Source organism: Paenibacillus rubinfantis (genome assembly GCF_001486505.1).
Taxonomy (GTDB): Bacteria; Bacillota; Bacilli; order Paenibacillales; family Paenibacillaceae; genus Fontibacillus; species Fontibacillus rubinfantis.
In genome coordinates this window covers 130130-153201 of sequence record NZ_LN909066.1, presented here as the reverse complement: position 1 = coordinate 153201, position 23072 = coordinate 130130, and the positions used below count along the sequence as shown (strand labels likewise).

The 23072-nt window shown below is 54.4% G+C and carries 22 protein-coding genes; 15 read left to right on the top strand and 7 right to left on the bottom strand.

Annotated features, from left to right (window positions below; translation table 11 throughout):
* The first annotated feature begins 67 nt into the window (after window positions 1-67).
* From BN3277_RS18240 to BN3277_RS18230, 3 genes are all read left to right on the top strand, one after another.
* Window positions 68-1981: an OPT family oligopeptide transporter gene (locus BN3277_RS18240; RefSeq protein WP_059045187.1), complete on the top strand. Its 1914-nt coding sequence runs from the start codon at window positions 68-70 to the stop codon at window positions 1979-1981.
* Between the two features lie 5 nt (window positions 1982-1986).
* Window positions 1987-2385 (top strand): PqqD family protein, encoded by a 399-nt coding sequence (locus tag BN3277_RS18235; protein WP_059045185.1) that lies wholly within the window; start codon window positions 1987-1989, stop codon window positions 2383-2385.
* A 75-nt stretch (window positions 2386-2460) separates the two neighbouring features.
* Window positions 2461-3351: an S-layer homology domain-containing protein gene (locus BN3277_RS18230; RefSeq protein WP_232436465.1), complete on the top strand. Its 891-nt coding sequence runs from the start codon at window positions 2461-2463 to the stop codon at window positions 3349-3351.
* Window positions 3352-3438: 87 nt separating this feature from the next.
* On the opposite strand, the gene BN3277_RS18225 is transcribed toward BN3277_RS18230, so the two are convergent.
* Together BN3277_RS18225 and BN3277_RS18220 are read right to left on the bottom strand one after the other, a co-directional pair.
* A complete protein-coding gene (locus tag BN3277_RS18225) occupies window positions 3439-5511 on the bottom strand; it encodes an ABC transporter ATP-binding protein (protein ID WP_059045183.1) in 2073 nt (690 codons plus the stop codon).
* Between the two features lie 4 nt (window positions 5512-5515).
* Window positions 5516-7273, bottom strand: coding sequence for an ABC transporter ATP-binding protein (locus BN3277_RS18220; RefSeq protein WP_059045181.1), 1758 nt, complete (start codon window positions 7271-7273; stop codon window positions 5516-5518).
* A 565-nt stretch (window positions 7274-7838) separates the two neighbouring features.
* Between BN3277_RS18220 and BN3277_RS18215 the strand changes: the two genes are divergently transcribed.
* Entirely contained in the window at window positions 7839-8138 is a 300-nt protein-coding gene (locus BN3277_RS18215) for a HesB/YadR/YfhF family protein (RefSeq protein ID WP_187380104.1), read from the top strand.
* A 77-nt stretch (window positions 8139-8215) separates the two neighbouring features.
* Here the strand turns inward: BN3277_RS18215 and BN3277_RS18210 are convergent, their stop codons facing one another.
* Complete coding sequence (locus BN3277_RS18210; RefSeq protein ID WP_059045177.1) at window positions 8216-8719, bottom strand: hypothetical protein; 504 nt, start codon at window positions 8717-8719, stop codon at window positions 8216-8218.
* Window positions 8720-8870: 151 nt separating this feature from the next.
* Here BN3277_RS18210 and BN3277_RS18205 point away from each other — a divergent pair, with 151 nt between their 5' ends.
* On the top strand, window positions 8871-9833 hold the full coding sequence (locus BN3277_RS18205; RefSeq protein WP_059045175.1) for a phosphotransferase family protein: 963 nt from the start codon (window positions 8871-8873) through the stop codon (window positions 9831-9833).
* Between the two features lie 26 nt (window positions 9834-9859).
* On the top strand, window positions 9860-11632 hold the full coding sequence (locus BN3277_RS18200; RefSeq protein ID WP_059045174.1) for an ABC transporter ATP-binding protein: 1773 nt from the start codon (window positions 9860-9862) through the stop codon (window positions 11630-11632).
* A gap of 924 nt (window positions 11633-12556) precedes the next feature.
* Here the strand turns inward: BN3277_RS18200 and BN3277_RS18195 are convergent.
* Entirely contained in the window at window positions 12557-13000 is a 444-nt protein-coding gene (locus tag BN3277_RS18195; RefSeq protein WP_059047308.1) for a DUF441 domain-containing protein, read from the bottom strand.
* Window positions 13001-13039: 39 nt separating this feature from the next.
* Complete coding sequence (locus BN3277_RS18190; RefSeq protein WP_059045172.1) at window positions 13040-14032, bottom strand: YpdA family putative bacillithiol disulfide reductase; 993 nt, start codon at window positions 14030-14032, stop codon at window positions 13040-13042.
* 224 nt (window positions 14033-14256) lie between these two features.
* On the opposite strand from BN3277_RS18190, the gene BN3277_RS18185 reads away from it, so the two are divergent.
* From BN3277_RS18185 to rsgA, 4 genes are all read left to right on the top strand, one after another.
* Complete coding sequence (locus BN3277_RS18185) at window positions 14257-14724, top strand: DUF3939 domain-containing protein (RefSeq protein ID WP_059045169.1); 468 nt, start codon at window positions 14257-14259, stop codon at window positions 14722-14724.
* Between the two features lie 109 nt (window positions 14725-14833).
* Window positions 14834-14995 (top strand): hypothetical protein, encoded by a 162-nt coding sequence (locus BN3277_RS26115; protein ID WP_232436464.1) that lies wholly within the window; start codon window positions 14834-14836, stop codon window positions 14993-14995.
* Window positions 14996-15023: 28 nt separating this feature from the next.
* Complete coding sequence (locus BN3277_RS18180) at window positions 15024-15539, top strand: HAD family hydrolase (protein ID WP_232436463.1); 516 nt, start codon at window positions 15024-15026, stop codon at window positions 15537-15539.
* A 494-nt stretch (window positions 15540-16033) separates the two neighbouring features.
* A complete protein-coding gene (rsgA, locus tag BN3277_RS18175; protein WP_059045167.1) occupies window positions 16034-17128 on the top strand; it encodes a ribosome small subunit-dependent GTPase A in 1095 nt (364 codons plus the stop codon).
* 87 nt (window positions 17129-17215) lie between these two features.
* On the opposite strand, the gene BN3277_RS18170 is transcribed toward rsgA, so the two are convergent.
* Window positions 17216-17995, bottom strand: a complete 780-nt coding sequence (locus BN3277_RS18170) for an alpha/beta hydrolase (RefSeq protein WP_059045165.1) — start codon at window positions 17993-17995, stop codon at window positions 17216-17218.
* 220 nt (window positions 17996-18215) lie between these two features.
* Here BN3277_RS18170 and BN3277_RS18165 point away from each other — a divergent pair, with 220 nt between their 5' ends.
* On the top strand, window positions 18216-19430 hold the full coding sequence (locus tag BN3277_RS18165; RefSeq protein WP_059045162.1) for an MFS transporter: 1215 nt from the start codon (window positions 18216-18218) through the stop codon (window positions 19428-19430).
* An 81-nt stretch (window positions 19431-19511) separates the two neighbouring features.
* Here BN3277_RS18165 and BN3277_RS18160 read toward each other — a convergent pair whose 3' ends face one another.
* Window positions 19512-19751 carry a hypothetical protein gene (locus BN3277_RS18160; RefSeq protein ID WP_009223126.1) on the bottom strand — a complete coding sequence of 80 codons (240 nt, stop codon included), beginning with the start codon at window positions 19749-19751 and terminating at the stop codon, window positions 19512-19514.
* Window positions 19752-20125: 374 nt separating this feature from the next.
* Between BN3277_RS18160 and BN3277_RS18155 the strand changes: the two genes are divergently transcribed.
* The 4 genes from BN3277_RS18155 to BN3277_RS18140 all read left to right on the top strand — a co-directional run bounded on the left by BN3277_RS18155 (window position 20126) and on the right by BN3277_RS18140 (window position 22977).
* Entirely contained in the window at window positions 20126-20950 is an 825-nt protein-coding gene (locus BN3277_RS18155; RefSeq protein WP_059045160.1) for a hypothetical protein, read from the top strand.
* 143 nt (window positions 20951-21093) lie between these two features.
* Complete coding sequence (locus BN3277_RS18150) at window positions 21094-21477, top strand: GntR family transcriptional regulator (protein ID WP_059045157.1); 384 nt, start codon at window positions 21094-21096, stop codon at window positions 21475-21477.
* Between the two features lie 2 nt (window positions 21478-21479).
* Window positions 21480-22349, top strand: a complete 870-nt coding sequence (locus BN3277_RS18145) for an ABC transporter ATP-binding protein (protein ID WP_059045155.1) — start codon at window positions 21480-21482, stop codon at window positions 22347-22349.
* Window positions 22342-22977 (top strand): ABC-2 transporter permease, encoded by a 636-nt coding sequence (locus tag BN3277_RS18140; protein WP_059045153.1) that lies wholly within the window; start codon window positions 22342-22344, stop codon window positions 22975-22977. Before BN3277_RS18145 ends, BN3277_RS18140 begins: the two co-directional genes overlap by 8 nt.
* Window positions 22978-23072: the final 95 nt, after the last annotated feature.

Sequence of the window (23072 nt, the reverse complement as noted above, 5' to 3'; positions counted from 1 at the left end):
CGTCGATATTTTACGTTCGCCCGGGGCAACCTATAACTGCTTTTTTCATGAAAAGGGAGAGATTGACATGAATGAAAAACAGAAAGGCTCCGCGAAGTTCGTGCCGTATGTTTCGGCTTCGCGTTCCCTTCCGGAGCTGACGGTCGTCGCCATCGTGCTTGGGATTATTTTGGCCGTTGTGTTCGCTGCGGCCAACGCCTACTTGGGGCTCAAAATCGGCCTGACCGTCAGCGCCTCCATCCCGGCGGCGGTCATCTCCTTGGCCGTCCTGCGTGGAGTGTTCCGGCGTAAATCGATCCTGGAAAACAATATCGTACAGACGATGACTACGGCCGGGGAGGCGGTCGCGGCGGGAGCGATCTTCACTCTGCCGGCGCTCTACATGTGGGATTTGAACCCAAGCCAGCAAATGGTCAGCTTTATCGTGCTGGTCGGCGGTTTTCTTGGCGTGGCGATGATGGTGCCGCTGCGGCGGCTGTTGATCGTCAACGAACATGAAACGCTGCCTTACCCGGAAGGGACGGCCTGCGCGGAAGTGCTGGTCTCCGGGGAAACCGGCGGCCGCAGCGCCCGCATGGTGTCGCTGGGCTTCGTCGTTGGCGGCTTAGTCAAGGCGCTGGGCGACGGGTTTATGCTGTTTAAGACGGAGATCGAAACGGCCGTCTTTCGCTTCAGAAACGCCGTGATCGGGATGGATACCTATCCGGCCTTGCTTGGCGTCGGATACATTATTGGGCCGCGGATCGCGGGACAAATGCTAGCCGGCGGGATTTTGGCCTGGCTGGTGCTAATCCCGATGATCGGCTTCTTCGGAGCCGGCTCCACAGGTGCGATCGCCCCTTCGCTAACCCCGATCCCCGAGCTGGATGCGTGGGGCATTTGGGGCGATTACATCCGCTACATCGGCGCGGGTGCAGTGGCTGCCGGCGGTTTAATTACGCTAGTCAAAACGCTGCCGATGTTGTTCAGCTCGCTGCGGGCCACCGTGAAGGGCTTGATGCAACGCTCCGCTTCAAATGAGAAAACAACGCTGGACCGCACCAACCGGGACATCCCCGGCGGTTGGGTATTTGCGATCATCGCCGTGCTGATTGTGCTGCTGGCGTTTGACCCGATCACGAATGTTGGGATGATCGGTGCAATCGCCATCGCCTTGTTTGGCTTTCTGTTCGTTACCGTTGCTTCACGGATTGTCGGCCTGGTTGGCAGCTCTTCCTCTCCGGTATCGGGCATGACGATCGCCACCTTATTAATCGTCACCTTCTTGTACAAGTTGACCGGGATGTCCGGCATGACCGGAATGGTCACATCGCTTACCGTCGGCGCAATCGTCTGCGTCGCCTTGGCGGTCGCCGGCGACATTTCGCAGGACCTTAAAACCGGCTACCTGGTTGGCGGAACGCCGTGGAAGCAGCAGGTGGCGATGATGATCGGGGTGCTGGTATCGGGCCTGGTCATCGGCTTTATTTTGAACGTGTTGAACTCAACGTACGGCCTGGGCTCGGAACAACTCTCTGCTCCTAAGGCGGTGCTGATGCGATTGATCGTCGAAGGGATTATGTCGGAGAATCTGCCTTGGGATTTGATCTTTATCGGAGCGGCTTCCGCGGTTGTATTCGAATTTTTAGGCTTAAACTCGCTAACGGTGGCGGTCGGCATCTATTTGCCGGTACATATCAGCACGCCGATTATGGTGGGGGGCCTCGTGCGTTGGATCGTGGGCTTCTTCTCGCGGAAGAACGAATCCCTGCTCAAAAACCGCGTCGAAACCGGCACCTTGCTGGCCTCCGGGCTGATTGCCGGGGAATCGCTGATCGGCGTCGTGATCGCGATCCTGATCTGGTCCGGCATACAAATTCCGTCCAGCGTTGCCATCACAAACAATACGTTGCCGTTTCTGATCTTTCTAATCGTGACGTTCCTGCAGGGCTTTATCTCCCTGCGCAGCAAAAACGGCATTACCAAAGAGCATAAGGGGTAATCGGGATGAGAAAAAAACGTCGTTCCACTCAAGCCCCTGAACTGAATCTGCTGGAGATGGTTCCTCGCCTGCGGACGCACCTGAACGTGGCAACGGGCGAAGACGGGGCAGCGGAATTGCTGCTCCCGCGCCGCAGTTGGCTTGAGCGTCAGTCGGTACGGTTTTTGAAGCAGCCGGCGGTTATTCACGTACATCTGGACGAGCTGGGGAGCGAGGTCGTAACCCGCTGTACCGGAGCCTACACCGTTGGGGACATCGCCGATGCTATCCGAACGAAGTTTGGGGAAGCGGCCGAACCGCTGATGCCGCGGCTGAGTAAGTTTATCGAAATCCTGGAAGCCAACGATTGGCTTATTTGGGAGGAAGCCGTTAACCCCCGTCTTGCTCAGCAGGAAAGCGTATAAAATTTCCGCTAGTTGATGAGAAGGTGCAACCTTTGGGGAGGACAGGCCGTCTAGGAGGGCAGAGGTGATGAAGAGATGAATATGAAAACCACATCCGGCCGTAAATTACAACTGGCCGCAGCTCTGTTGATGACCGGTACGCTACTCCTGACCCCTTCCGTATCAGCCTTTAGCGATGTCCAAGGACAGGATGCCGTCATGACGGAAGCTTTACAGCAAAAGGGGATTATCCAAGGGATTACAAAGGATACATTTGTGCCGTTTGGCAAGCTGACAGGCGCGCAAGGCATACATATGATTGTCAAAGCGCTGGATCTGCCACCGAAATCCGTCGTGCTCCAGACCTCAGACCAAACCGCATGGTATGCGACTTCGCTGCGGATCGCCGAAGAGAATGGCATAAAGCTGCCGAAGGATTTTGCACCCAATGCCGAGCTGTCTCGGGAAACGTTCGCCGATCTACTGATGCAGGCGGTGAATACGACGGGCAACTATCCGACGATCAAAATGTTCATCGAGGTTGCGGACGCCGATCAAATGAACCCGGATTACGCGAACAGCATTCAGACCTTGCTGCTGATGAAAATCGCCAATCTGGATGACCAGCGGAAATTTAATCCGAAGCAAGCCATTTCGCGAATCGATGCGGCGCGTCTCGTCTATAATGCCGCCGAGTTCGTAAGCAAACATAAGGAAGAAGAACCGCAAATGAACGATAAGGTGAGCTTTCAAGTTGAGAAAGTGAACGATCAAATCAACAAAGTGATCCTGACCCGGGCGGAGCAGCCGAATCCGGGTTACGGGATACGTGTAAGCCAAGTGGAATTCTCGGGCAAGCAAGCAACCGTCTACTATGAATTGCTCGCTCCGGATCCGGATATGAATTATATCCAGGTCATTTCCGATACGAAGGCGGAAACGTTTGTTTCCAGCGAATATACCGTACAGATCAAGCGCCTGCGGTAAACCTCATCAGGTTTAGGTAAAGAAAAAAACCTTCACATCACCAGCGAACTTTGCTGAGGATCGTGAAGGTTTTTTTTGAGTCAAACATTAGCTCGGATTGGCCACCGGCGAGATGGCCGGTCCGGCACCGGGAGCAGCGGGAGCCTCGGCAGCTCCCAGCTGCAGCCGGTACATCTGGTAGTACCGCCCGCCCAGGGCGAGCAGTTCTTCATGTGTCCCGCGTTCGACGATTTCGCCGCGGTGCAGCACGAGGATCTGATCCGCACTGCGGATCGTGGACAGCCGGTGGGCGATGATAAACGTCGTCCGACCGCGTTTCAGCACCTCCAGCGCGGATTGAATCAGCGCTTCGGTTTCCGTATCGATGTTGGCCGTCGCCTCATCGAGGATCAGGATCGCCGGGTCGAAGGCAAGGGCCCGCGCGAAGGAGATCAGCTGACGTTCGCCAGCGGATAAAGTGCTGCCTTTTTCTACCACCGGTTCATCCATGCCTTTGGGCAAGTGGGCCAAAATCCGGTCCGCCCCAACGTCAATCAGCGCTTTCTCCGCCGTCTCGCGGGAGATGCGTTCGTCCCCCAGCGTGACGTTCGACAGGATCGTCCCGGTGAATAGGTACGGATCCTGGAGCACGATCCCCATATGCTGGCGGATCCATTGCTTCGGCAGCTCCGTTACCGGCTGGCCATCGATCGTGATCGAGCCTTTCTGCGGATCGTAGAACCGGAACAGCAGGTTAATGATCGAGCTTTTGCCGGAGCCGGTGTGCCCGACCAATGCCACCGTCTGGCCTTGCTTCGCCTCAAAGGAGATATTTTTCAGGACATCATCCTTCTTATAGGCGAACGTGACGTCCTTAAACTCCACATTTCCTTTGTAGCGTGGCATCGAACCGTCAACAACATCTTCGCCCGGTTCGTCCATCAGCGCGAACACCCGTCCGGCGGAGACCATCGAGGAATCCAGCGCGGCGAGTTGGTTAACCATCCCGGTGATCGGCTGGAACAACCGGCCGAGTACGTCAACGAAGGCGTACAGCACGCCAAGCGAAATCACGCTGGTGCCGCCCAGCTGGGCCGAGCCGAAATACCACAGTACGGTGGCAAACGCCAGGTTGCGGATCACATTCACCAAGTTGTGCGAAGTAAAAGCGTTTAGATTCAGCATCTTGTTTTGGTGCTTCATATAATCGTTGTTCAGGTTTTCGAACTCTTCCTTCGTTTGCGACTCGCGGCGGAAGATCCGGATGATCGACATCCCCTGGATCGATTCGTTGATGATCGCGTTAATTTCGCTTAACCGCGAGCGAATGATCGTGTTGTATTTCGTCGCGAACTTGCGATAGAACACGACCCACAGGTAAATGATCGGAACAACGAACAAGCAGATCAGTCCAAGCCGCACGTCCAGGATAAACAAGGCGACGTAGACGCCCAGCATGTTGATGATCCCGGAGAAAAAGTTCGCCAACACGGCGATAAACAATTCCTTAACCGCCTCCGTGTCGTTCGTGACGCGGGAGACGACTTTCCCGGCCGGCAGATTATCGAAAAAATACACCGGTAGCCGTTGGATATGGGCGTATACGTCCATGCGCAGCTTGCGGATGACCTGGTTGGCCGAAGACTGCAGCCAATAGGTTTTGCCAAATTCCATCACGATCGAAATGGCCAGGAACACGAGATACCAGATGATCAGCGATAGAATGCCGGGAACCTCCGGCTTGTAAAAAGCAAACAGGCCTGCCGCGCCGAGTTTCTGTGCCGGATATTCGCGACTTGCGCCGTCTTTACCGGTAAGGGTCAGGACGCCGTCTTGAAAGCTGCGGTTGCCGGAGACGTCCGGGACGGCTGCATCAACGAAGATGAAGCTTTTGCCAACCTGCAGCACGCGGGCTTCGGCCCCTTTGGTTTCACCTTCGGTGAAACGGTCGCCTCGCTTGAAGTTACGCCCATCGAAAGTGGCGGTATATTTATCTTGAGCCGTGGTTTCGAAGAACGGCTGCTCGATCGCCAGCATATGATCGTCGATCATCGAGCGGGCGATAAACGGGCCGGCCAGTTCGGCGGCCACACCGATCGCCAGCATGACGAGCGCGAGAATAAATGTTCTTTTTGCCGTTAAGGCGTATTTGAAAAGTGCTTTTCCCGTATGGGTGTGCATCGTATTAGGACACCTCCCCGTCAGTCAGGTTCGATTCCACCTGTTGACGTTCATATTGTTCGCGGTACCAGCCGCCTAGCTGCAGCAGCGTCTCATGGGTACCTTCTTCGATGATTTTGCCTTTCTCCAGCACGACGATCCAATCCGCATGCTCGATCGCGGACAGGCGATGCGTGGAGATCAGCGTGGTTTTGCCGGAGCGTTGATGGCGGATGTTCTCGATGATCCGCGCCTCGGTCCGGGCATCGACGGCCGACAAGGCGTCGTCGAGGATCAAGAGCTCCGGATCGGCGATAAAGGCCCGGGCCAGAGAGACCCGCTGTTTCTGCCCCCCGGAAAGGGCGACGCCTTTCTCGCCGACAAGCGTATCCAAGCCGTCGGACAACGTGCCGAGATCCTGATCGAAGGCCGCGGTGCGGATCGCTTCGAGGATTTTCTCATCGGACGCGCCCGGGTAGCCGAACTGAATATTTTGCCGTACCGTCTTGGAGAACAAAATTTGCTCCTGCGGCACATAACCGATCCAACCGTGCAACTGGTTCAGCGAGATTTGCTGAATCGGCACGCCGGAAATGGTCAACTCGCCGCTGCCAGCCGGATATTCGTGCAGCAGTTGCTTCAACAAAGTGGATTTGCCGCTGCCGGTACGGCCGACAATTCCCAGCGTTTCGCCGCGCTTAATCGTCAAGTCGATATGCTCGAGATTATTAATCGTTGAAGTCGGGTAGCGGAAGGTGACGTCCTTGAACTCGATGGTCTCCGGTTTTTCTACCGAGACCGGGTTTGGAACGTCTTCAACATCCGGCTTCTCATTGAGCGTTTCGTTCACGCGGTCCAGCGATGCACCGCCGCGCTGCATGATGTTGATCAACTCGCCGATCGCAAACATCGGCCAAATCATCATCCCCAGGTACATGTTAAAGGATACAAGATCGCCCAGGGTCAGTTCATTATGGAAGACGAGATAAATGCCGTAGGTGAGTCCAATTGCATAGCTGAGTCCCACGCATAAGCGGATCGTCGGTTCGAAATAAGCGTCGACTTTGGCTACCGCCAGATTTTTCTTATACACATCTTCCGTAATATCGGCGAAACGTTGTTCGTCATGGCGTTCTTGTACATAGGCGCGAATGACGCGGATGCCGGCAACCGACTCCAGCACCTGGTCGTTCATGTCCCCGAAAGCATCCTGTGCCAGTGTGTAGCGCTCATGGATAATTTTCCCGTAAATTTTCATCGCCAGAGCGATAAAAGGGAGGGGGATGATTGCCGCCAACGTCAGCTTCCAGCTGATCAGCGTGCTCATCGCCAGGAAGATTACCGTGAGGTACGCCGTCGAGTCGGTCAGCGTCAGCATCCCGAATCCGACGGTTGTAGCGACGGAGCGCAAATCGTTTGTCGCCCGGGCCATCAGGTCCCCGGTGCGGCTCCGCTCGAAGAACGGCGGCGTCATCCGCAGCAGATGGCTCATGAACCGGGTCCGCAGCAGCCGCTCGACAAGGTTCGAACCTCCGAACAGGGAATGCATCCATATGTACGTAATGAAGTAGATTAAAATCAATACGCCGATAATGAGCAAAATATATTGAGTTAACGAAGCCCAAGTGACCGTACCGGCCACGATTTCATCAATCGCGCTGCCCAGCAGCCGCGGAGGTGCCAATTCCACGACACCCACAAAGATGAGCAGGAATAAGCCGATGATATAACGTCTTTTTTCCCGTTTGAAAAACCAGCCCAAATCTTTTAAAACTGAAAACATGATGGGGTTTCCTCCTTTGAATTCCCGATTGCCTAACCTGCCGGAAAACCTCTACAAGTGTCCTAAACCTGCTAAAAACCGCAAAAAGGCATATCGTCCGAAAACGATATGCCTTAAAACCATAACATATGTCGCGTCCGTTACTTATAGCAAGCAACCTCGGCGTTTATGATATCGCTTATACCCTAAAAAAAGCAAAGGGGCGGTCAGCGCATTGAATGATCCAAGCCTGCAGGGGTTGCTCCGGTATTTAGTTGTTGGTTGTGATGCGCATCGCGATACGCAGGCATAAATTTAACTTTCAACACCGTGCTCACCCTTTCTCATTTGGTAATTACTTGAAAAGCGATCTCGTATGTTCCCGATTTTAGCACCGCCTTAAAGAGGATGTCAAACGTTATTTTTCTCAGTAACTATCGATTTCCCTATTGGATCCCCCTTACGACATCGAACAAAGGTTTGGCTTTTGGCCCGGGATCGACTACAATAAAACTAAAACAAAGTGTTCAAAAAGCCGGATGGGAACACCAAGAAGATGGATGGATGAAGAGGAGGGGAATCGATCATGATTCATGTAAGTAACGAAGCGGCCGTATGGTTTAAGCAGGAGCTTGGACTCGAAGAAGGTCAGGCGGTGCGCTTCTTTGCGCGATATAGTGCGGGAGGAAAGCTGCACCCGGGGTTCTCGTTGGGGATTGACGTTGATCAGCCCGTTTCCCCGGGCATTCAAGCCGAAGTCGAGGGTATTACGTTCTTCATGGAAGCCCAGGATATGTGGTATCTCGATGGATATCATCTCAATGTAACCTATGATCCGCAGCTGAGCGACATCGAATACGAATACGAGGCAGCGGCACCGAATTAACGAAAGAACAAAAAGGCCCGTCAACCTGCGGGCCTTTTCCTGTTTGAGGGGAAGAACGGGTACGAACCCGTCCACCGTCAAATGATGCTGTCTTCCATGGCATACTCAAAATCGCCGATATCGTACACCTGCACCGGCACCTCCGCCTCGATGATCCGCCGGATCAGTTCGAGTTGGTCGGTCAGGATCGGCACGTTTTCCCGCTGGGCGGTCAGCACGATTTCCGTTTCAATCGGATCGAGGAACTCCCCGTATTGCTCGTTGTCCACCGCGTTCACCACGGTCCAAGTCACATGATCGCCGAACAGGATGGAGGGGCTCTTGGACCAAGGCACGGTGAGTGCCCGTTCCAATTTTTTTCGGTTCAGCGGTTCTTCTAGATAAGCGATCAATTCGCTGATTTTCTGCTTCACGTGCATATCGTCGACGGGGTCGTTCATCAACGGCTCCGGACTGTTCTGAAATTCATAAAGCTCCATGACGGTGGTGTAAGGTACAATATATTCCACAGGCGCACCCGGCACCAGCAATTCACCATATATCGCCACCATCACGGCTTCGATCACAAATCGGCGTGACATGGTCATCCTCCTAAAACGGCCTGTAACTCGTAGCTGTCCCTGTATTACTTACGACAACTCAATTTATTAAGGAGTATACCACAACCGATGGATAAATTCAGCTTTACCGCACATAAATCGGCTTTTATCTAAGGAAGGGGGCGGATGGCGAATGAAAGAGATCGAGGAGCAGGAGACCGCTGGACTCTCGCAGGACACGTTGCGTTGGGTGGAGGAACGGGAGGGACCAAACGCCAAGGTTGTCTCCGCAGTGTCTCTAAAAGGCGGCATCTCATCATCGGTTTACGGGTTAAAAATAAAACAAGGCGACCCCTGCCACGAAGCGGTGCTCAGACAATTTACCAATGTGGAGTGGCTGCGGGAGGAGCCGGAGCTCGCTTTGCATGAGACGGCAGCGCTGCAGGCGGCTCACGCGGCGGGGCTGCCGTCGCCGCGGTGGCTCGCCTGCGATCCGGACGGCGGCACCTGCGGACTGCCGTCCGTGCTAATGACCCGGCTGCCCGGCTTGGTGATACTGGACCCGGTAGAATTGCCGGGTTGGCTGGACGGGCTCGCCCGGATGCTGGCGGAGCTCCACGCGGCGGAGGTGCCGCCGATCAAGTGGAGTTATTTTACCTACAACGAGGTGTCCCGTTTGGTCGTCCCGGAGTGGACCCGCGTTCCCGAGGCATGGCAAAAAATTATAGCGCGCGTACAAGGACCTGTGCCTTCGTATGTGCCACAGTTCATTCATCGCGACTACCATCCGGCTAATGTACTCTGGCAGGAGGGGCAGGTCAGCGGCGTCGTGGATTGGGTGAACGCTTGCATGGGACCTGCCGGGATTGATACCGGACACTGTCGGTTAAATCTCGTGCAAATGTATGGGGTTGAGGCAGCGGATGCCTTCTTGGAGAGCTATCTGGCGGCGGTTCGTGGGGGGCGATGCGATGTAAACGATCCCTATTGGGATATGCTATGCCTGATCGAGATGCTGCCGGGTCCACCCGAAGTGTACCAGGGTTGGCCGGATCTGGGACTCCTCACGCTGACACCGGAATGGATCGGGAACCGTTTAGACGAATACGCAGAGAGCTTGGTTCGGAAGTTGGCATCATCCGGGCCGATCGGATAGAAACAAACAGAGGATGTGCTCACAAATTGAAACATTGGAAAGCCTATTTTACCTTCGTTAGGCCTTATACGAAATGGATACTTCTGACCTTGTTTATCGGGATGCTGAAATTCGGCATTCCTTCCTTACTGCCGCTGGTGCAGAAATACGTAGTTGACGATATTTTGCTAAATGGTGCGATGGCGCTGGAACAGAAGGTCTCGCAGCTGATGATCATACTGGGGGCTACGTTGTTCCTGTTTGTGATCGTACGCGGTCCGGTGGAATATGCGCGGCAGTATTTTGCCCAGCTGATTACGGCACGGATCTTGTTTGATCTGCGCAACAAACTGTACGCTCACTTGCAGCGGCTGTCGCTGCGGTACTACCAGAACACGAAGGTGGGGGAAATCATCTCTCGCTTCATCAACGACGCCGAGCAGACGAAGAACATCGTCGAGGTTGGCATGATGAATGTTTGGCTGGATATGTTTACGCTGGTGTTCGTGTTGGGATTTATGTTTTATCTGAATCCGTGGCTCACGCTGGTGGCAATTGCGATTTTCCCGCTGTATGCAATCGCGGTAAAAGTGCTGTACAAGCGTTTGAAGAAGCTAACCAAAGACCGTTCGGCGGCGCTTGCCGGGATTCAGGCTTATCTTCACGAACGAATCCAAGGGATTTCGGTCATCCGCAGCTTCGCCTTGGAGCGGCACGACCGCAAGAAGTTTGAAGGCACCAACGGCCGGTTTCTGCATAAAGCGCTGGCTCATAGCCGCTGGAACGCTTGGACGTTTGCGATCATCAACACGCTGACCGACATCGCGCCGCTGCTGGTGATCGGGTACGGCGGTTATCAGGTGATTTACGGGGATTTGACGCTGGGGACTTTTGTGGCCTTTTTTGGCTATCTTGACCGGTTATATGCCCCATTGAGACGATTGATTAATTCGTCGACGACCTTAACGCAGGCTTCGGCTTCGTGGGAACGGGTGCTGGAGCTGTTGGAGGAGCCGTATGACATGACCGATGCCCCGGATGCGGCGGTGTTGCCGCAGGGCAGCCATGGCGTGAGGTTCCGGGAGGTGTGGTTCAAGTACCGGGAAGATGGCGATTGGGTACTCAAAAACATCTCGCTTGAAGTGAATCCCGGCCAAACCGTAGCGTTTGTCGGCATGAGCGGCGGCGGGAAATCGTCGCTTGTCGGGTTGATCCCACGGTTCTACGACGTGCAACGGGGGACGCTGACGGTGGGCGGCCGAGACGTCCGCGAGTGGACAATGGAAAGCCTGCGCAGCCGGATCGGCATGGTGCTGCAGGATAATTTCCTGTTTAGCGGCAGCGTGCGCGACAACATTTTGTTTGGCCGCCCGGATGCAGACGAGGCGGCGGTGATCGAGGCAGCCCGCGCAGCCAACGCGCATGAGTTCATCATGCAGCTGCCGCAGGGCTATGACACCGAGGTCGGGGAGCGCGGCGTCAAGCTGTCCGGCGGGCAGAAGCAGCGGATCGCCATCGCCCGCGTCTTCCTGAAGGACCCGCCGATCCTCGTGCTCGACGAGGCGACGTCCGCACTCGACCTGGAGTCGGAGCACCTGATCCAGCAGTCGCTGCAGCAGCTATCGCGCGCCCGCACGACGCTGATCGTGGCGCACCGGCTGTCGACGATCACCCACGCCGATCAGATCATCGTGCTGAAGAACGGCGAAATCGCCGAGCGCGGCACGCACGACGAGCTGATGGCGAACCCGGACGGCGTGTACGCGCAGCTGTACAACATCCAGCACCTGAGCCCGGCGGAGAGCGGGGAGATGGCGTGAGGGTTTGCCTCCCACTCTCGCCCCAATAAGGCCAAAAAGGACCGCTATTTCGCCGGTAGCTGCTCTCATGAATCTACCGCCAACACTTATAGAGTGATTACATCACCTTATTCCGACTATTTGGCCTCCTTACGGTATCATAAGGTGAAAAAGTAACGCTATTGCTCGGAATGCGTGTGAAGAATGGGCATTTGGAGTCACCTTAGGTGATAAATTCACTCTATTTCACTCAAATTAGGCGCTGGTGAGGAAATAAGGTGAAAAAGTAACGCTATTGCTCGGAATGGGAGTGAACAATGGGCATTTGGAGTCAGATAAGGTGATGATTTCACTCTATTTCGCTCAATTGGGGCGCTAGTGAGGAAATAAGGTGAAAAAGTAACGCTATTGCTCGAAATGGGAGTGAAAAGTGGGCATTTGGAGTCAGATAAGGTGATAATTTCACTCTATTTCGCTCAATTGGGGCGCTGGTGAGGAAATAAGGTGAAAAAGTAACGCTATTGCTCGGAATGCATGTGAAAAGTGGCATTTGGAGTCACCTAAGGTGATAATTTCACTCTATTTCGCTCAAATTGGGCGCTGGTGAGGAAATAAGGTGAAAAAGTAACGCTATTGCTCGGAATGGGTGTGAAAAGTGAGCATTTGGAGTCAGATAAGGTGATGATTTCACTCTATTTCGCTCAAATGGGGCGCTGGTGAGGAAATAAGGTGAAAAAGTAACGCTATTGCTCGGAATGCATGTGAAAAGTGAGCATCTGGAGTCACCTAAGGTGATAATTTCACTCTATTTCGCTCAAATTAGGCGCTGGTGAGGAAATAAGGTGAAAAAGTAACGCTATTGAGCTAGTGTGGGGAGAATAGCAAAATAAAGGTTGTTCTACCAGGCGAACCTTCGCCGATGAGAACAACCTTTTTTGTATGCCGTTACAGCTTCCCGATCACCAGCGACAGGATGCCGGCGGCGATCAGCGGGCCGACGGGGACGCCGCGGAAGAAAGCGACGCCCAGTACGGTCCCGATCAGCAGGCCGGCGACGACGGTCGGCTGGTTGCCCATCAGGGTCGCGCCGCGGCCACCCAGCCAGGCCACCAACATACCGACGCCGATGGCGAGCAGGGACTTCCAGTGGAAGAAGGAAGCCCACAGCGTCTGGATGGAGATTTTGCCGCTGGCGACGGGCGTCATCACACCGATGGTCAGGATGATGATGCCTAGCGTCAGGCCGTATTTCTCCAGCCAAGGGAACGCATAGTGCATATGCAGCACCCGAAGCAGCAGCAGCACGATCATCGCCACGGTAATCGGCATGTTATTGCTGAAGATGCCTAGCGCAGCCAGCAGCAGAAGCAGCAGGGCCGTTATGTCCATTTGATTCATGATCCACCTCCTGCGGTGAATACCGATAGATTATTCGTTGTTCGAGGCCTTGGATCCGAGGATATGATCGGCAATCAGCTTGCCATGGCCGCGTCCGGTTTCGATAAAGACCTCGTTGGCGTTGCGCCCGGATGCGATGACCCCTGCGACGTAGAGTCCGGGCACATTCGTCTCCATCGTCTCCGGGTCAAACACCGGCTTCTCCATGTCACCGGCCATTTCAACTCCGGCGGAGAACAACAGCTTGCGGTCGGGGCGGAACCCGGTTAACGCCAGGACAAAATCGTTAGCCAGCTCTGATGTCTCTCCACCAGCAGCTTCGATCACCACGCGGTCCGGGAGGATTTCGACGACCCGGGAGTTCAGGCGTAAGGTGATTTTCCCTTTGTTCACCGCGCTTTCGAACAGCGGGCGCACCCAAGGCTTGATGTTCCCGGACAGGTCATCTCCACGATACACAACAGTGACCTCGGCATTTACGCGGACCAACTCCAACGCGGCATCCACCGCGGAGTTGCTGCCGCCGATGATCGTCACCTTTGTGCCGGTATACGGATGCGCCTCCTGGAAGTAATGTGTCACCTTGTCGGTATTTTCTCCCGGAATACCTAAAATATTGGGGTGGTCGAAATACCCCGTCGAGATGATGACGTGTCTGGCCGAATATTCTGCTTGTTCGCCGCCGCGTTTTACCGAGCGTACCCCAAACGATCCGTCCGGCTGCCGTACAACTTCAGTGGCTTCCTCATAGGCCGACACGGGGACTTCATAGTGATCACTGACCTTGCGATAGTAGGCTAACGCCTCATGGCGGTAAGGTTTATCGTTTGCCGAGGCAAACGGCACATCTCCGATTTCCAGCAGCTCCGCCGTACTGAAAAACTGCATATAGGTCGGGTAGGAATAGATGGAATGAACAAGGCAATGTTTCTCTAGAACGAGCACCTCCAGTCCGCGACGCTGGCATTCGATGGCTGCCGACAGACCGCACGGCCCTGCTCCGATGATGATGACATCCAGCATGGGATCCTCCTCATTTACATAGATTTCAAACGATTTTTCAAAACAATTCCATCCTACCGCAAATGCCTCGGAATTGCCAACCGTCCGCGATCGATTGCCAGGGGCGGAGGATGTGGCAATCCTATGACAACTCGGTTTTCGAAGGTTCAAACCGAAATTTTTAGAGTACACTAGTAGTGTAAGCGGTTACCTAAAATTTTAAGAAATAGTGGGAGGTGCCGAACATGCTGTCCTGGTTTAAAAGACGTAAACCTGAACGGGTTAAGGTCCCGGCTGCCATCCAGGTGACGCTCGATGAAGTTCGACGCGCCGTGCTGCGCTACGAGACCGACATGCCCGACGGCATTAACCGGTTATCGTTGCTGCTGCCGGACGGAAGTCTGGATATGAAACGCCTGTCGCGTTATTTAGGCGGGATATCGGATCAACGTTTTTACTTGTCGAGGGAAACCTATGAAATATTTACGGAAGAGGAACGGGAGATCCCTTATTATCTGGATCTGGTACAAGCAGCGGTTGATAACTACGTCGAGGAACAAGGGAAGCTGCCGGTGCTCGACGATTCACGCCATCTGGAGGTCGATTGCCGGCTGTTGATTCGGGAGCATTATCTGAAGGAGCTGCCGCCGTTCCCGCTCTACGTGACGGATCAAGAGATGATGCTGACGCATCGTCCGAAACAAGTAATCTAACGCATGAAGCAGGAAGCGCATTCCCGGGGCCGGGGGTGCGTTTTTTCATTTGACAGGCTGCTTTACAATAGAGAGAGACAACTGGGGAAAGTGGGGAAGAGGATTGCAGTTGAAAGCCGTTTTGTTTGACCTGGATAATACGTTAATGGATCGGGACCACACGTTCCGCAGCTTCGCCTGCCAATTGGTGCGGGAGTGCCTGGTGCCGATGGAAGAGACACGCCGGGAAGCGCTGGTTGCCGAAATGATCGAACGCGACCGAGATGGATAACCGGCCGAAGGAGGGTTTTTTTCAGGAGTTGCTGGACTGGCTGCCTTGGGAGCAGGAGACCACAATGGAGGAGCTGAAAGCGTACTACGACCGCAATTATATGGCCCATGCCAAAGCGATGGAGTATGCGGAAGATACGCTTAAGGCCTGCCGGGGGAAGGGACTTCGGCTGGGGATCATCACGAACGGGTACAGCCATGTGCAGCATGCCAAAATCGATCTGCTCAACCTGCGCGGATACTTCGATGCGATTGTGGTATCCGGGGACGTGGAGATTCGCAAGCCGGATTCGCGGATTTATCAGCTGGCGCTGGATCGGCTTGACGTTGCGCCGGAGGAGACGGTGATCGTCGGAGATCATCCCGTCAACGACATCTGGGGGGCGGCTCAGGCCCGGATCCGCGGCATTTGGCTGCGGCGCAAGCATGCGTGGGACGAAACGCTCATGGGCGGCAAGCCTTGGCGAATGATTCGGGAACTGAATGAAATCCCGGCGCTGCTGGAACAATACGAACTGGAGCCGTGCGGGACAGGAAGGGATTGACAAACCCCGTCGTCATCCAGTATGATGTGATCAAATTCTTATGAAGGAGGCTGTTATTTATGGTGAAGGTACTTGTGTTGCGCGTAAATACGGTCTCCTTGGCGGGAAAATAAAGCGCTGCGTCGTTTCGAATAACGAACGGAAGTTCATTCGACATTGATAAGCAGCGCGAAGCCGCGGGACCGTTATCACGTCCCGCGGCTTTTTTGCGTCCGCCGTCTCCCTTGAGGGGACGGTGGAACCCCCGGGCACGGGAATGGATCGGCTAACGTCTCCCTACGGAGACGTTGAATTCAAGCCGCTTCATTCCCGATGCCGGGGTTGAAGCCGCGGGACGATGAGGTCCCGCGGCTTTTTTTGTGCGGCTGCGTGCTCAGCGCCGCAGCCGCAAGCCACAGCCCCGCCAAGGAGACGCAAAGACGAACGTCAGAAGGACGCTGGAAGCACATTAATTCTTTTATTAGAGGGCAAATAAGCCTTAGGAGGAATACGCATTGAATTTACAGGAATTCGGATGGAACCCCGAACGAGAGAACGCTTTGCGCGAATTGGGGTTGGAGCAAGTCTGGCCGGGGCGGATCATCGCCGATCACGGTCATAAATATCGGGTCGCTACGGAGCGGGGAGAAGGCTGGGCTGAAATGAGCGGGCGCCTGCAATTTGAGTTGGGGGAGCGAAGCGAGTTTCCTGCGGTGGGGGATTGGGTCGCGTTGCGCTACCTTAGCGATACGGGCGGAGATGGCGTTATTCACGGCTTGCTTCCGCGGAGCAGCCGGATCTCGCGGCGCGCCGCCGGCTCGGTGCCGACCGAACAAATCGTCGCGGCGAACGTCGACCTGCTGTTTCTCGTCGCTGCGCTGAACCTGGATTTTAATCTTCGCCGGTTGGAGCGTTATTTGATCATGGCCTGGAACAGCGGGGCATCGCCGGTCATCGTGCTTAGTAAAGCCGATTTATGCGACGATCCGGAGCGTTATGTGGCTGAAACGGAAGCGATCGCTCCCGGCGTGCCCGTCATCGCGGTCAGCGCCCTGGAGAATCTGGGCCGCGAGCGAGTGGACGCCTTGCTGAAGCCGGGAACCACCGTAGCGCTCACCGGCTCGTCTGGGGCCGGGAAGTCGACGATTTTAAACTGGATGGCCGGGGAAGAGATGCAGAAAACCCAAGACATTCGCGAGGACGACAGCCGCGGGCGGCACACGACGACCCATCGCGAGCTGTTCGTATTGCCGCAGGGCGCGGTCATGATCGATACCCCGGGGATGCGCGAGCTGCAGCTTTGGGACGACGAAGGCGGCTGGTCCGAGGCGTTTGGCGATATCGAGGACCTGGCGAAGGCCTGCCGCTTCGGCGACTGCCGTCACCAGCGCGAGGCTGGATGCGCCGTCAGGGAAGCTCTGCAAACCGGCCAGCTTGAGCGCAAGCGGTTCGAGAACTATCTGAAAACGCAGCGGGAGCTGAAATTTCAGGCGGCGAAGGAGAAATCCCGCCAGCGCACGGCAAGTGCGGCAACTTCGGGGAAAAGCGGCCGCCACGAGCCGCGCGGTAAAGGCGAGCAACGACGGAGGTACGCCAGCGATTGGGAGTAGAGAAACTCCCAAGCCCAGCATTTCACGCAAAAAGCCGGTCAGGGATTCCATCCTGACCGGCTTTTTTTGAGCTAACCTTAGTTAAGCTTACTTCGGTTGAAGCGGCAACCACTTTAGCACGTCCTGGATTTTGGCGTCCCAATACCCCCACTCATGCGAGCCCGGTCCTTCTTCATAGGTCAGCGGCAGGCCGGCGCGGGTGCATGCCTCGCGGAACGTCTGATTGTCCTCGTACAGGAAATCCTCCGTCCCGCAGCATTGGTACAGCCGGGGAACCGGCTTCCCTTCCTGCATGTCCTTGGCGAGCGGGTCGAGCAGTGTCAACAGGTCGTTGTCCGTACCCTGAGGACCGGCTTCCCCGAAGATCCGCTCGAACAGGGGCGATAACCCATGCCGGCTGTTTGCAATATCCAACGCCCCCGATAAACTGGCTGCGGCAGCGAACGTCTCCGGCTTGCGCAGCGCCAGCTTAAAAGCGCCGTACCCGCCCATCGACAGCCCGGCAACGAAGGTGTCCTCACGGCGGGGGGACAACGGGAAGAACGACCGGCATAGCTGCGGCAGCTCCTCGCTGACGAACGTCCAATAGCGGTTGCCGTAGGCCATATCCGTGTAGAAGCTCAAATCAACCTGGGGCATCACCACGGCCAGCCCCATGCCCGAAACATAGCGTTCGATGGAGGTGCGGCGCAGCCAGATGGAGTCGTCATCCGACATGCCATGCAGCAGGTAAAGGGTTGGGTAGGGGCCGGCTACCGCGGGGGCAGACATCCCGATTTGCGCCGAGGCGGGTTCCGGCAAAATGACGGTCATGGACGTGCTCAACCCAAGGACTTCCGAGAAAAAACGACATTGAAATAGTGCCATAACGCTCAAGCTCCTTTGACTTCATGCGGCTCAGTACGCGCGAAGTAAGCGGTTACCGAGGCGAACATGGGAATGGTGGATCAACCTTTATTCACTATCTATTATATCGCGGATCCCCGGAATTTCGAAATCACCGGAAACGTTGAATCAGGAATCGTGCTAAAATAGAAGAACGGGTTGGTTCCAGGGCAGGAAAGTAACAACGCTGGGGGTGGATCAAGTGAATTTCCCCTGGAAAAGAAATCTGTACGTGCTGTGGCTTGGCGTATTTTTTTGCAGCACCGCGTATTCCATGGTTATCCCCTTCATGTCCTTATTTATTGCGCATGATCTCGGTGTCACAGAGCACTTGACCCTATGGTCGGGGGTGGCGTTTGGCGTGACGTTTTTGGCCGGCGCTTTGATCTCCCCGTATTGGGGGTCGCTGTCGGACAAGTATGGGAGGAAACCGATGCTGCTCCGCTCCGGGTTTGCTCTCAGTGCGGTATATATCCTCTATTTCTTCGTCAAAGATCCTTATCAACTGATCGCCGTCCGCATCCTATCGGGCCTATTAGCCGGTTATGTACCTTCGGCCATCGCCTTGGTGGCGACGAATACGCCGGAGAAGCATGTTGGCTATTCGCTGGGGATCATGTCGACAGCTGGGGCAGCCGGGGGGATTATCGGGCCGCTGGTTGGGGGTTCGCTCAGCAAATTTATCGGTTACCGGGAGTCGTTCCTCGCATCGGGGTGCGTGGTGCTGATCTCGGCTCTGATTGCCCTGATCTTCGTGAAGGAACAGAACTTCGACCGCAATCGCGAGCGTTCGCATGTGCTGGACGATCTTAAGGAAGCGTCGGCGAATCGTCCGCTGATGGGGAAGCTGCTGGTCGTGTTGATCGTTACCGCTTCGGTGATGGTGCTCGAACCGCTGCTTTCGCTGTACGTCCTTGATCTGGGTGCCTCGGCTTCCGACGCGTCCTTCAGCTCGGGGATTATCTTCTCAGCGGTGGGGATCTCGACCGTCATCGCCGCACCGTTTTGGGGAAAGATCGGGGAGCGGATCGGCTACCGTAACACGCTAATGATCGGATTGATCGGCGGCGGGGTCGGCAACATCCTGCAGCATTTCTTTCATTCGCTGGTTGGCTTCGGAATTCTGCGCTTTGTTTACGGCTTGTTCTTCGCCGCCGTGTTCCCGGCGCTTAACGCCTTGATCGTGCAGGCGACCAAACCGGAATTTCGCGGCCGCGCCTTCAGCTTAAACCAGTCCGCCAGCCAGTTGGGCAATATGGTAGGACCTATCGCCGGCGGGGCGTTAGGCGGATGGATTTCCATTCCGGTTGTGTTTATCCTGAATGGGGCGTTGCTGAGCATAACCGCGCTAACGCTCCGGTTCAAGTCGTTGTTCGGAAGCCGACGCTCCAACGAGAGCGAGTATTCCGAGACTTAAGGGATTTGAAATGAAAAGGCTCCGTGCTTTCAGCGAGATGCTGAGGCACGGAGCCTTTTCTATGAAACTGCGGCCGCTAGATTAATAGAGTGAAAGCGCAAGGGAGTCGAACTCGCTTTTGCTGTGCAAGATCGCTTCAGAGCCCTCGATTTCAATGCTGATCAAGGAGTTCAAGCACTTCTTCAGGGCTTGCTTGCCGTTATAATATTTGTACTCGAGCGCGCTCGTCAGCAGTTTCAAAGTCCGCTGGACAGGTTGCTTGCTATCGACGTTGAAGTAAACCGGAACCAGGTTATTTTGGAAGTTAATCAAGATTTTCATACAGAATCACCTCTATACAGTGGTTTCATAGTACATATTGTAAAATAGAAAACTTAAAAAAAGATTAAGAAAACATTATGTTTAGATAAATGTTTGATGACAAAGGCCAAAACAGGGACAGAAGTCGCGTTTAGCATGTCGTCTACAACTAATACGGACAGCCGAATTAAAAAGTTTCATCAACGATGAAAAATTGTGCTTCACCTCCTATTTTCATGGGTACAATGTAATAGATTGGCAAAAATTTCCGAGCATCGGTAAAACGAATAGTGGTATGATTACTGCATCGGAAGCGGGAGATGAAATCGCCCTGCCTAGTACCGGCCCTTAGGTCGAACTGCGGAAGCAAGACCCAATCTGAAGGAGGTGGACGGATGTTCATTACGGATTTCCCCCGCAAGGAAAAAGTGGTGCTTCAAGCGCGTGAATGGTTGTATCTGGCGGAGCGGCTGGGTCTAAACCGATGGCTGGATCCGCACCATCCCTTTCATGTTTTCTTGCGGGAGACGCCGGACCCGGAAACCCGAGACGCAAGGGAGACGTTGAGAAGCAAGGGATACATGGCGGAGACAACGCAAGGAGAACGGGTAAGCCTGCCGCTGCATGTCCTGGACGAACTGACAACGGCATCCGCTGCCGGCAAAGCCTGTCGGCTGACCTATACCTGCGGCAAGCGGAGGTTTGAGGAATACCTTCATATCGCGTGCGATCAGGTGATTCGCTTGGAACGGATCAGCGGGCGAGCCAGCGGTTTATCGATTGAGCAGACCGTAGGCGGAAAACCGCTTAGCGGATCCCTGGCCGGACGAATGAAGTGGAACTCGCGGACACCGGGGGAACTTCCTGCATTGATGATGTCCAAGAAGCAGTTTGATGCGGCGATGATTCAAGCAGATAAAATGGATGCAAATCGCCTGGCTGCCCTTTTGGCAGACATGACGGATGATGAGGAAGGCAGCATCGCCTTGGCGAGATGTATGAAGGCGCCGCTCGCGCAGGGGGAGATTCGCTTCTATGCGAACCGCGGCGAGCGTTGGGAAAGGCAGCAGATGCAATTCATAAATAACACGCATATGAACTGGCTAATCCGTTTTAGTGCGAAGGACGAAGAAGACTGGATGATCGCCACGCCTACGCCCCGTCAGCAATTTCAGGAGATTTTGCTGAAATGGTTCCGGCAGCCGGCTGAAGACGTGTAACTTCACTTTATAAGATCGACTTGAGAACAGTTGTCTCGTTAGGGACAGCTGTTTTTTTGCACAAAGACATTGATTTTAGCGTTCATAATGTATATATTGTATATATACACTGTTAACAAAATAACCAGTCAAGAAGGTGAAGCATGGATATTTTGCTTTCCCATTCCTCGGGTGAACCCATATACCTGCAGATTGTTAGTCAAATCCGCGACGCGATCCTGCAGGGGAAATTGGCCCCGGGGACGGCCCTGCCCTCCATTCGCCAATTGGCGAAGGAATTGCAGATCAGCGTTATCACAACCAAACGTGCCTACAACGAATTGGAGCAGGAAGGCTTAATCGATTCGGTCGTCGGTAAAGGTTCGTTCGTATCCGGCGGGAATCAGGAATTTATCCGGGAGCAGCGGCTCCGAGCGCTGGAAAGCAAGCTGCGGGAAGTTCTGGAGGAAGCCAAAAGCCTCCCGATGTCCACCGATGAGTTGATCGAGTGGATGAAGCTGCTCAATCACGAAGAAGGAGGGTTCTGAGGATGAACGCGTTGGAAGTGAAAGGACTCGGGAAGAATTACGGGAATTTTGCTTTGAGAAATTTAAGCTTTTCCGTGCCGCAAGGGTACATTACGGGGTTAATCGGCCCTAATGGAGCCGGAAAAAGCACCGTGATCAAGACGATTATGGGCATGGTGCTGCTGGAGAAAGGGCGGATCTCCGTGTTAGGTCAGCCTGTCACAGGTAGTGAAGGAAGTTACAAGCAGTATATCGGTTATATCTCCGACGAGAACATTTATTATGAGTATTTGACGATGGAGCAAATGAAACGGATCGTTGCTCCTTTTTACGAACGATGGGATGAAGCCTTGTTTACCCAATATATGGAGTTGTTCGAGCTGCCAAAACGCAAAAAAATCAAGGATTGCTCCAAAGGGATGAAAATGAAATTTGCCATTGCCTTAGCGCTGGCGCATCATCCGACGCTGTTGATCATGGACGAACCAACGGCTGGGCTGGATCCGGTATTTCGCCGCGAGCTCCTTGATTTGCTGGCGGAGTATATTTTGGACGAAAATAATACGATCTTGTTCTCGACACATCTGACAACGGATTTGGATCGCGTCGCTGATTACGTGACTTTCCTGAACCGAGGGGAGCTCGTCTTCTCAGACAGCAAGGATGAAGTGCTGGAGCATTACGTCATTGTTAAGGGAAGCGGAGAACTGTTGGATGCCGACGTCCGCCGGGAATTGGTTGGCGTTCGGGAAACGGCCGTTGGCTTCGAGGCGTTGGCAAAGGACCGGGTGAAGGCCCAGGCTTTATTCGGAGATAATGTGCTGCTGGAACGTCCTACGCTGGAAGAGATTATGTATTTTACAGCTAAAGGAGGGAAGGTAACCCATGTCTAGTTTAATCCATTTGGTACGCAAAGATCTATTGCTGCTGCAACGGTATATCTGGCTATTGTGCATCTACGCGGTGGTGTTTTCGGGGTTCGTGCAATCCGATAGCTCGCCTCTTTACGGTATGCTCCCGGGGATGGTGCTGATTCTGGCGCTGAACGCCGATATGCGGCTGCCCAGCCAGCAATTTCTGGTCAATCTGCCGGTACGCCGGAGTTTTCTGGTTTTGTCCAAATACGTGTCCGCCTTTGCCTTGATGCTTGTCGCCTTCGCCTTCTGCATGTTGCTGAATGCAGGAGCTGATCTCGTTCATGGCCAGGCAGTGACGATCCATCCGGTACAATTGCTCAGCATTCTCTTGACCCAGATCCTGTTTATGGCTATTTACATCCCGCTTTACTATTGGCTAGGTTTAAACGGCGCCCAATATTTAAACGTGGCGATGATCATTGTGGTGATGATCGGCAGTCAACTGGCAACCGATCTGCTGAGCCGCGAAGATACCCTCCGGCTGTCGGAAGCCATGACGGCGCACCCGGCCATAGCGGGCCTCCTTGGCGTTTGCGTTGCCGCGCTGGCCGTCGTCATTTCGTTTGGGGTGTCGAACAACATCTTTGCCCGCCGGGATTTATAACCGCCTTTGTGACTAAAAAGCACTCCGAAATGGGTAATCTGGATAAAGGCAGGAGAAGTCTTTTTACTTAAGAACCCATTCTCATCTCAGGAGTG

Excerpts from the sequence above, each read along its gene's own strand:
- BN3277_RS18155 (WP_059045160.1), top strand. The coding sequence starts at position 20,126 with ATGTTCATTACGGATTTCCCCCGCAAGGAAAAAGTGGTGCTTCAAGCG.
- BN3277_RS18195 (WP_059047308.1), bottom strand. The coding sequence starts at position 13,000 with ATGGACATAACGGCCCTGCTGCTTCTGCTGCTGGCTGCGCTAGGCATC.
- BN3277_RS18215 (WP_187380104.1), top strand. The coding sequence starts at position 7,839 with ATGATTCATGTAAGTAACGAAGCGGCCGTATGGTTTAAGCAGGAGCTT.
- BN3277_RS18160 (WP_009223126.1), bottom strand. The coding sequence starts at position 19,751 with ATGAAAATCTTGATTAACTTCCAAAATAACCTGGTTCCGGTTTACTTC.
- BN3277_RS18150 (WP_059045157.1), top strand. The coding sequence starts at position 21,094 with ATGGATATTTTGCTTTCCCATTCCTCGGGTGAACCCATATACCTGCAG.
- BN3277_RS18220 (WP_059045181.1), bottom strand. The coding sequence starts at position 7,273 with ATGTTTTCAGTTTTAAAAGATTTGGGCTGGTTTTTCAAACGGGAAAAA.
- BN3277_RS18210 (WP_059045177.1), bottom strand. The coding sequence starts at position 8,719 with ATGTCACGCCGATTTGTGATCGAAGCCGTGATGGTGGCGATATATGGT.
- BN3277_RS18145 (WP_059045155.1), top strand. The coding sequence starts at position 21,480 with ATGAACGCGTTGGAAGTGAAAGGACTCGGGAAGAATTACGGGAATTTT.
- BN3277_RS18235 (WP_059045185.1), top strand. The coding sequence starts at position 1,987 with ATGAGAAAAAAACGTCGTTCCACTCAAGCCCCTGAACTGAATCTGCTG.
- BN3277_RS18230 (WP_232436465.1), top strand. The coding sequence starts at position 2,461 with ATGAATATGAAAACCACATCCGGCCGTAAATTACAACTGGCCGCAGCT.
- BN3277_RS18205 (WP_059045175.1), top strand. The coding sequence starts at position 8,871 with ATGAAAGAGATCGAGGAGCAGGAGACCGCTGGACTCTCGCAGGACACG.
- BN3277_RS18190 (WP_059045172.1), bottom strand. The coding sequence starts at position 14,032 with ATGCTGGATGTCATCATCATCGGAGCAGGGCCGTGCGGTCTGTCGGCA.
- BN3277_RS18170 (WP_059045165.1), bottom strand. The coding sequence starts at position 17,995 with ATGGCACTATTTCAATGTCGTTTTTTCTCGGAAGTCCTTGGGTTGAGC.
- BN3277_RS18140 (WP_059045153.1), top strand. The coding sequence starts at position 22,342 with ATGTCTAGTTTAATCCATTTGGTACGCAAAGATCTATTGCTGCTGCAA.
- BN3277_RS18240 (WP_059045187.1), top strand. The coding sequence starts at position 68 with ATGAATGAAAAACAGAAAGGCTCCGCGAAGTTCGTGCCGTATGTTTCG.
- BN3277_RS18225 (WP_059045183.1), bottom strand. The coding sequence starts at position 5,511 with ATGCACACCCATACGGGAAAAGCACTTTTCAAATACGCCTTAACGGCA.
- BN3277_RS18185 (WP_059045169.1), top strand. The coding sequence starts at position 14,257 with ATGCTGTCCTGGTTTAAAAGACGTAAACCTGAACGGGTTAAGGTCCCG.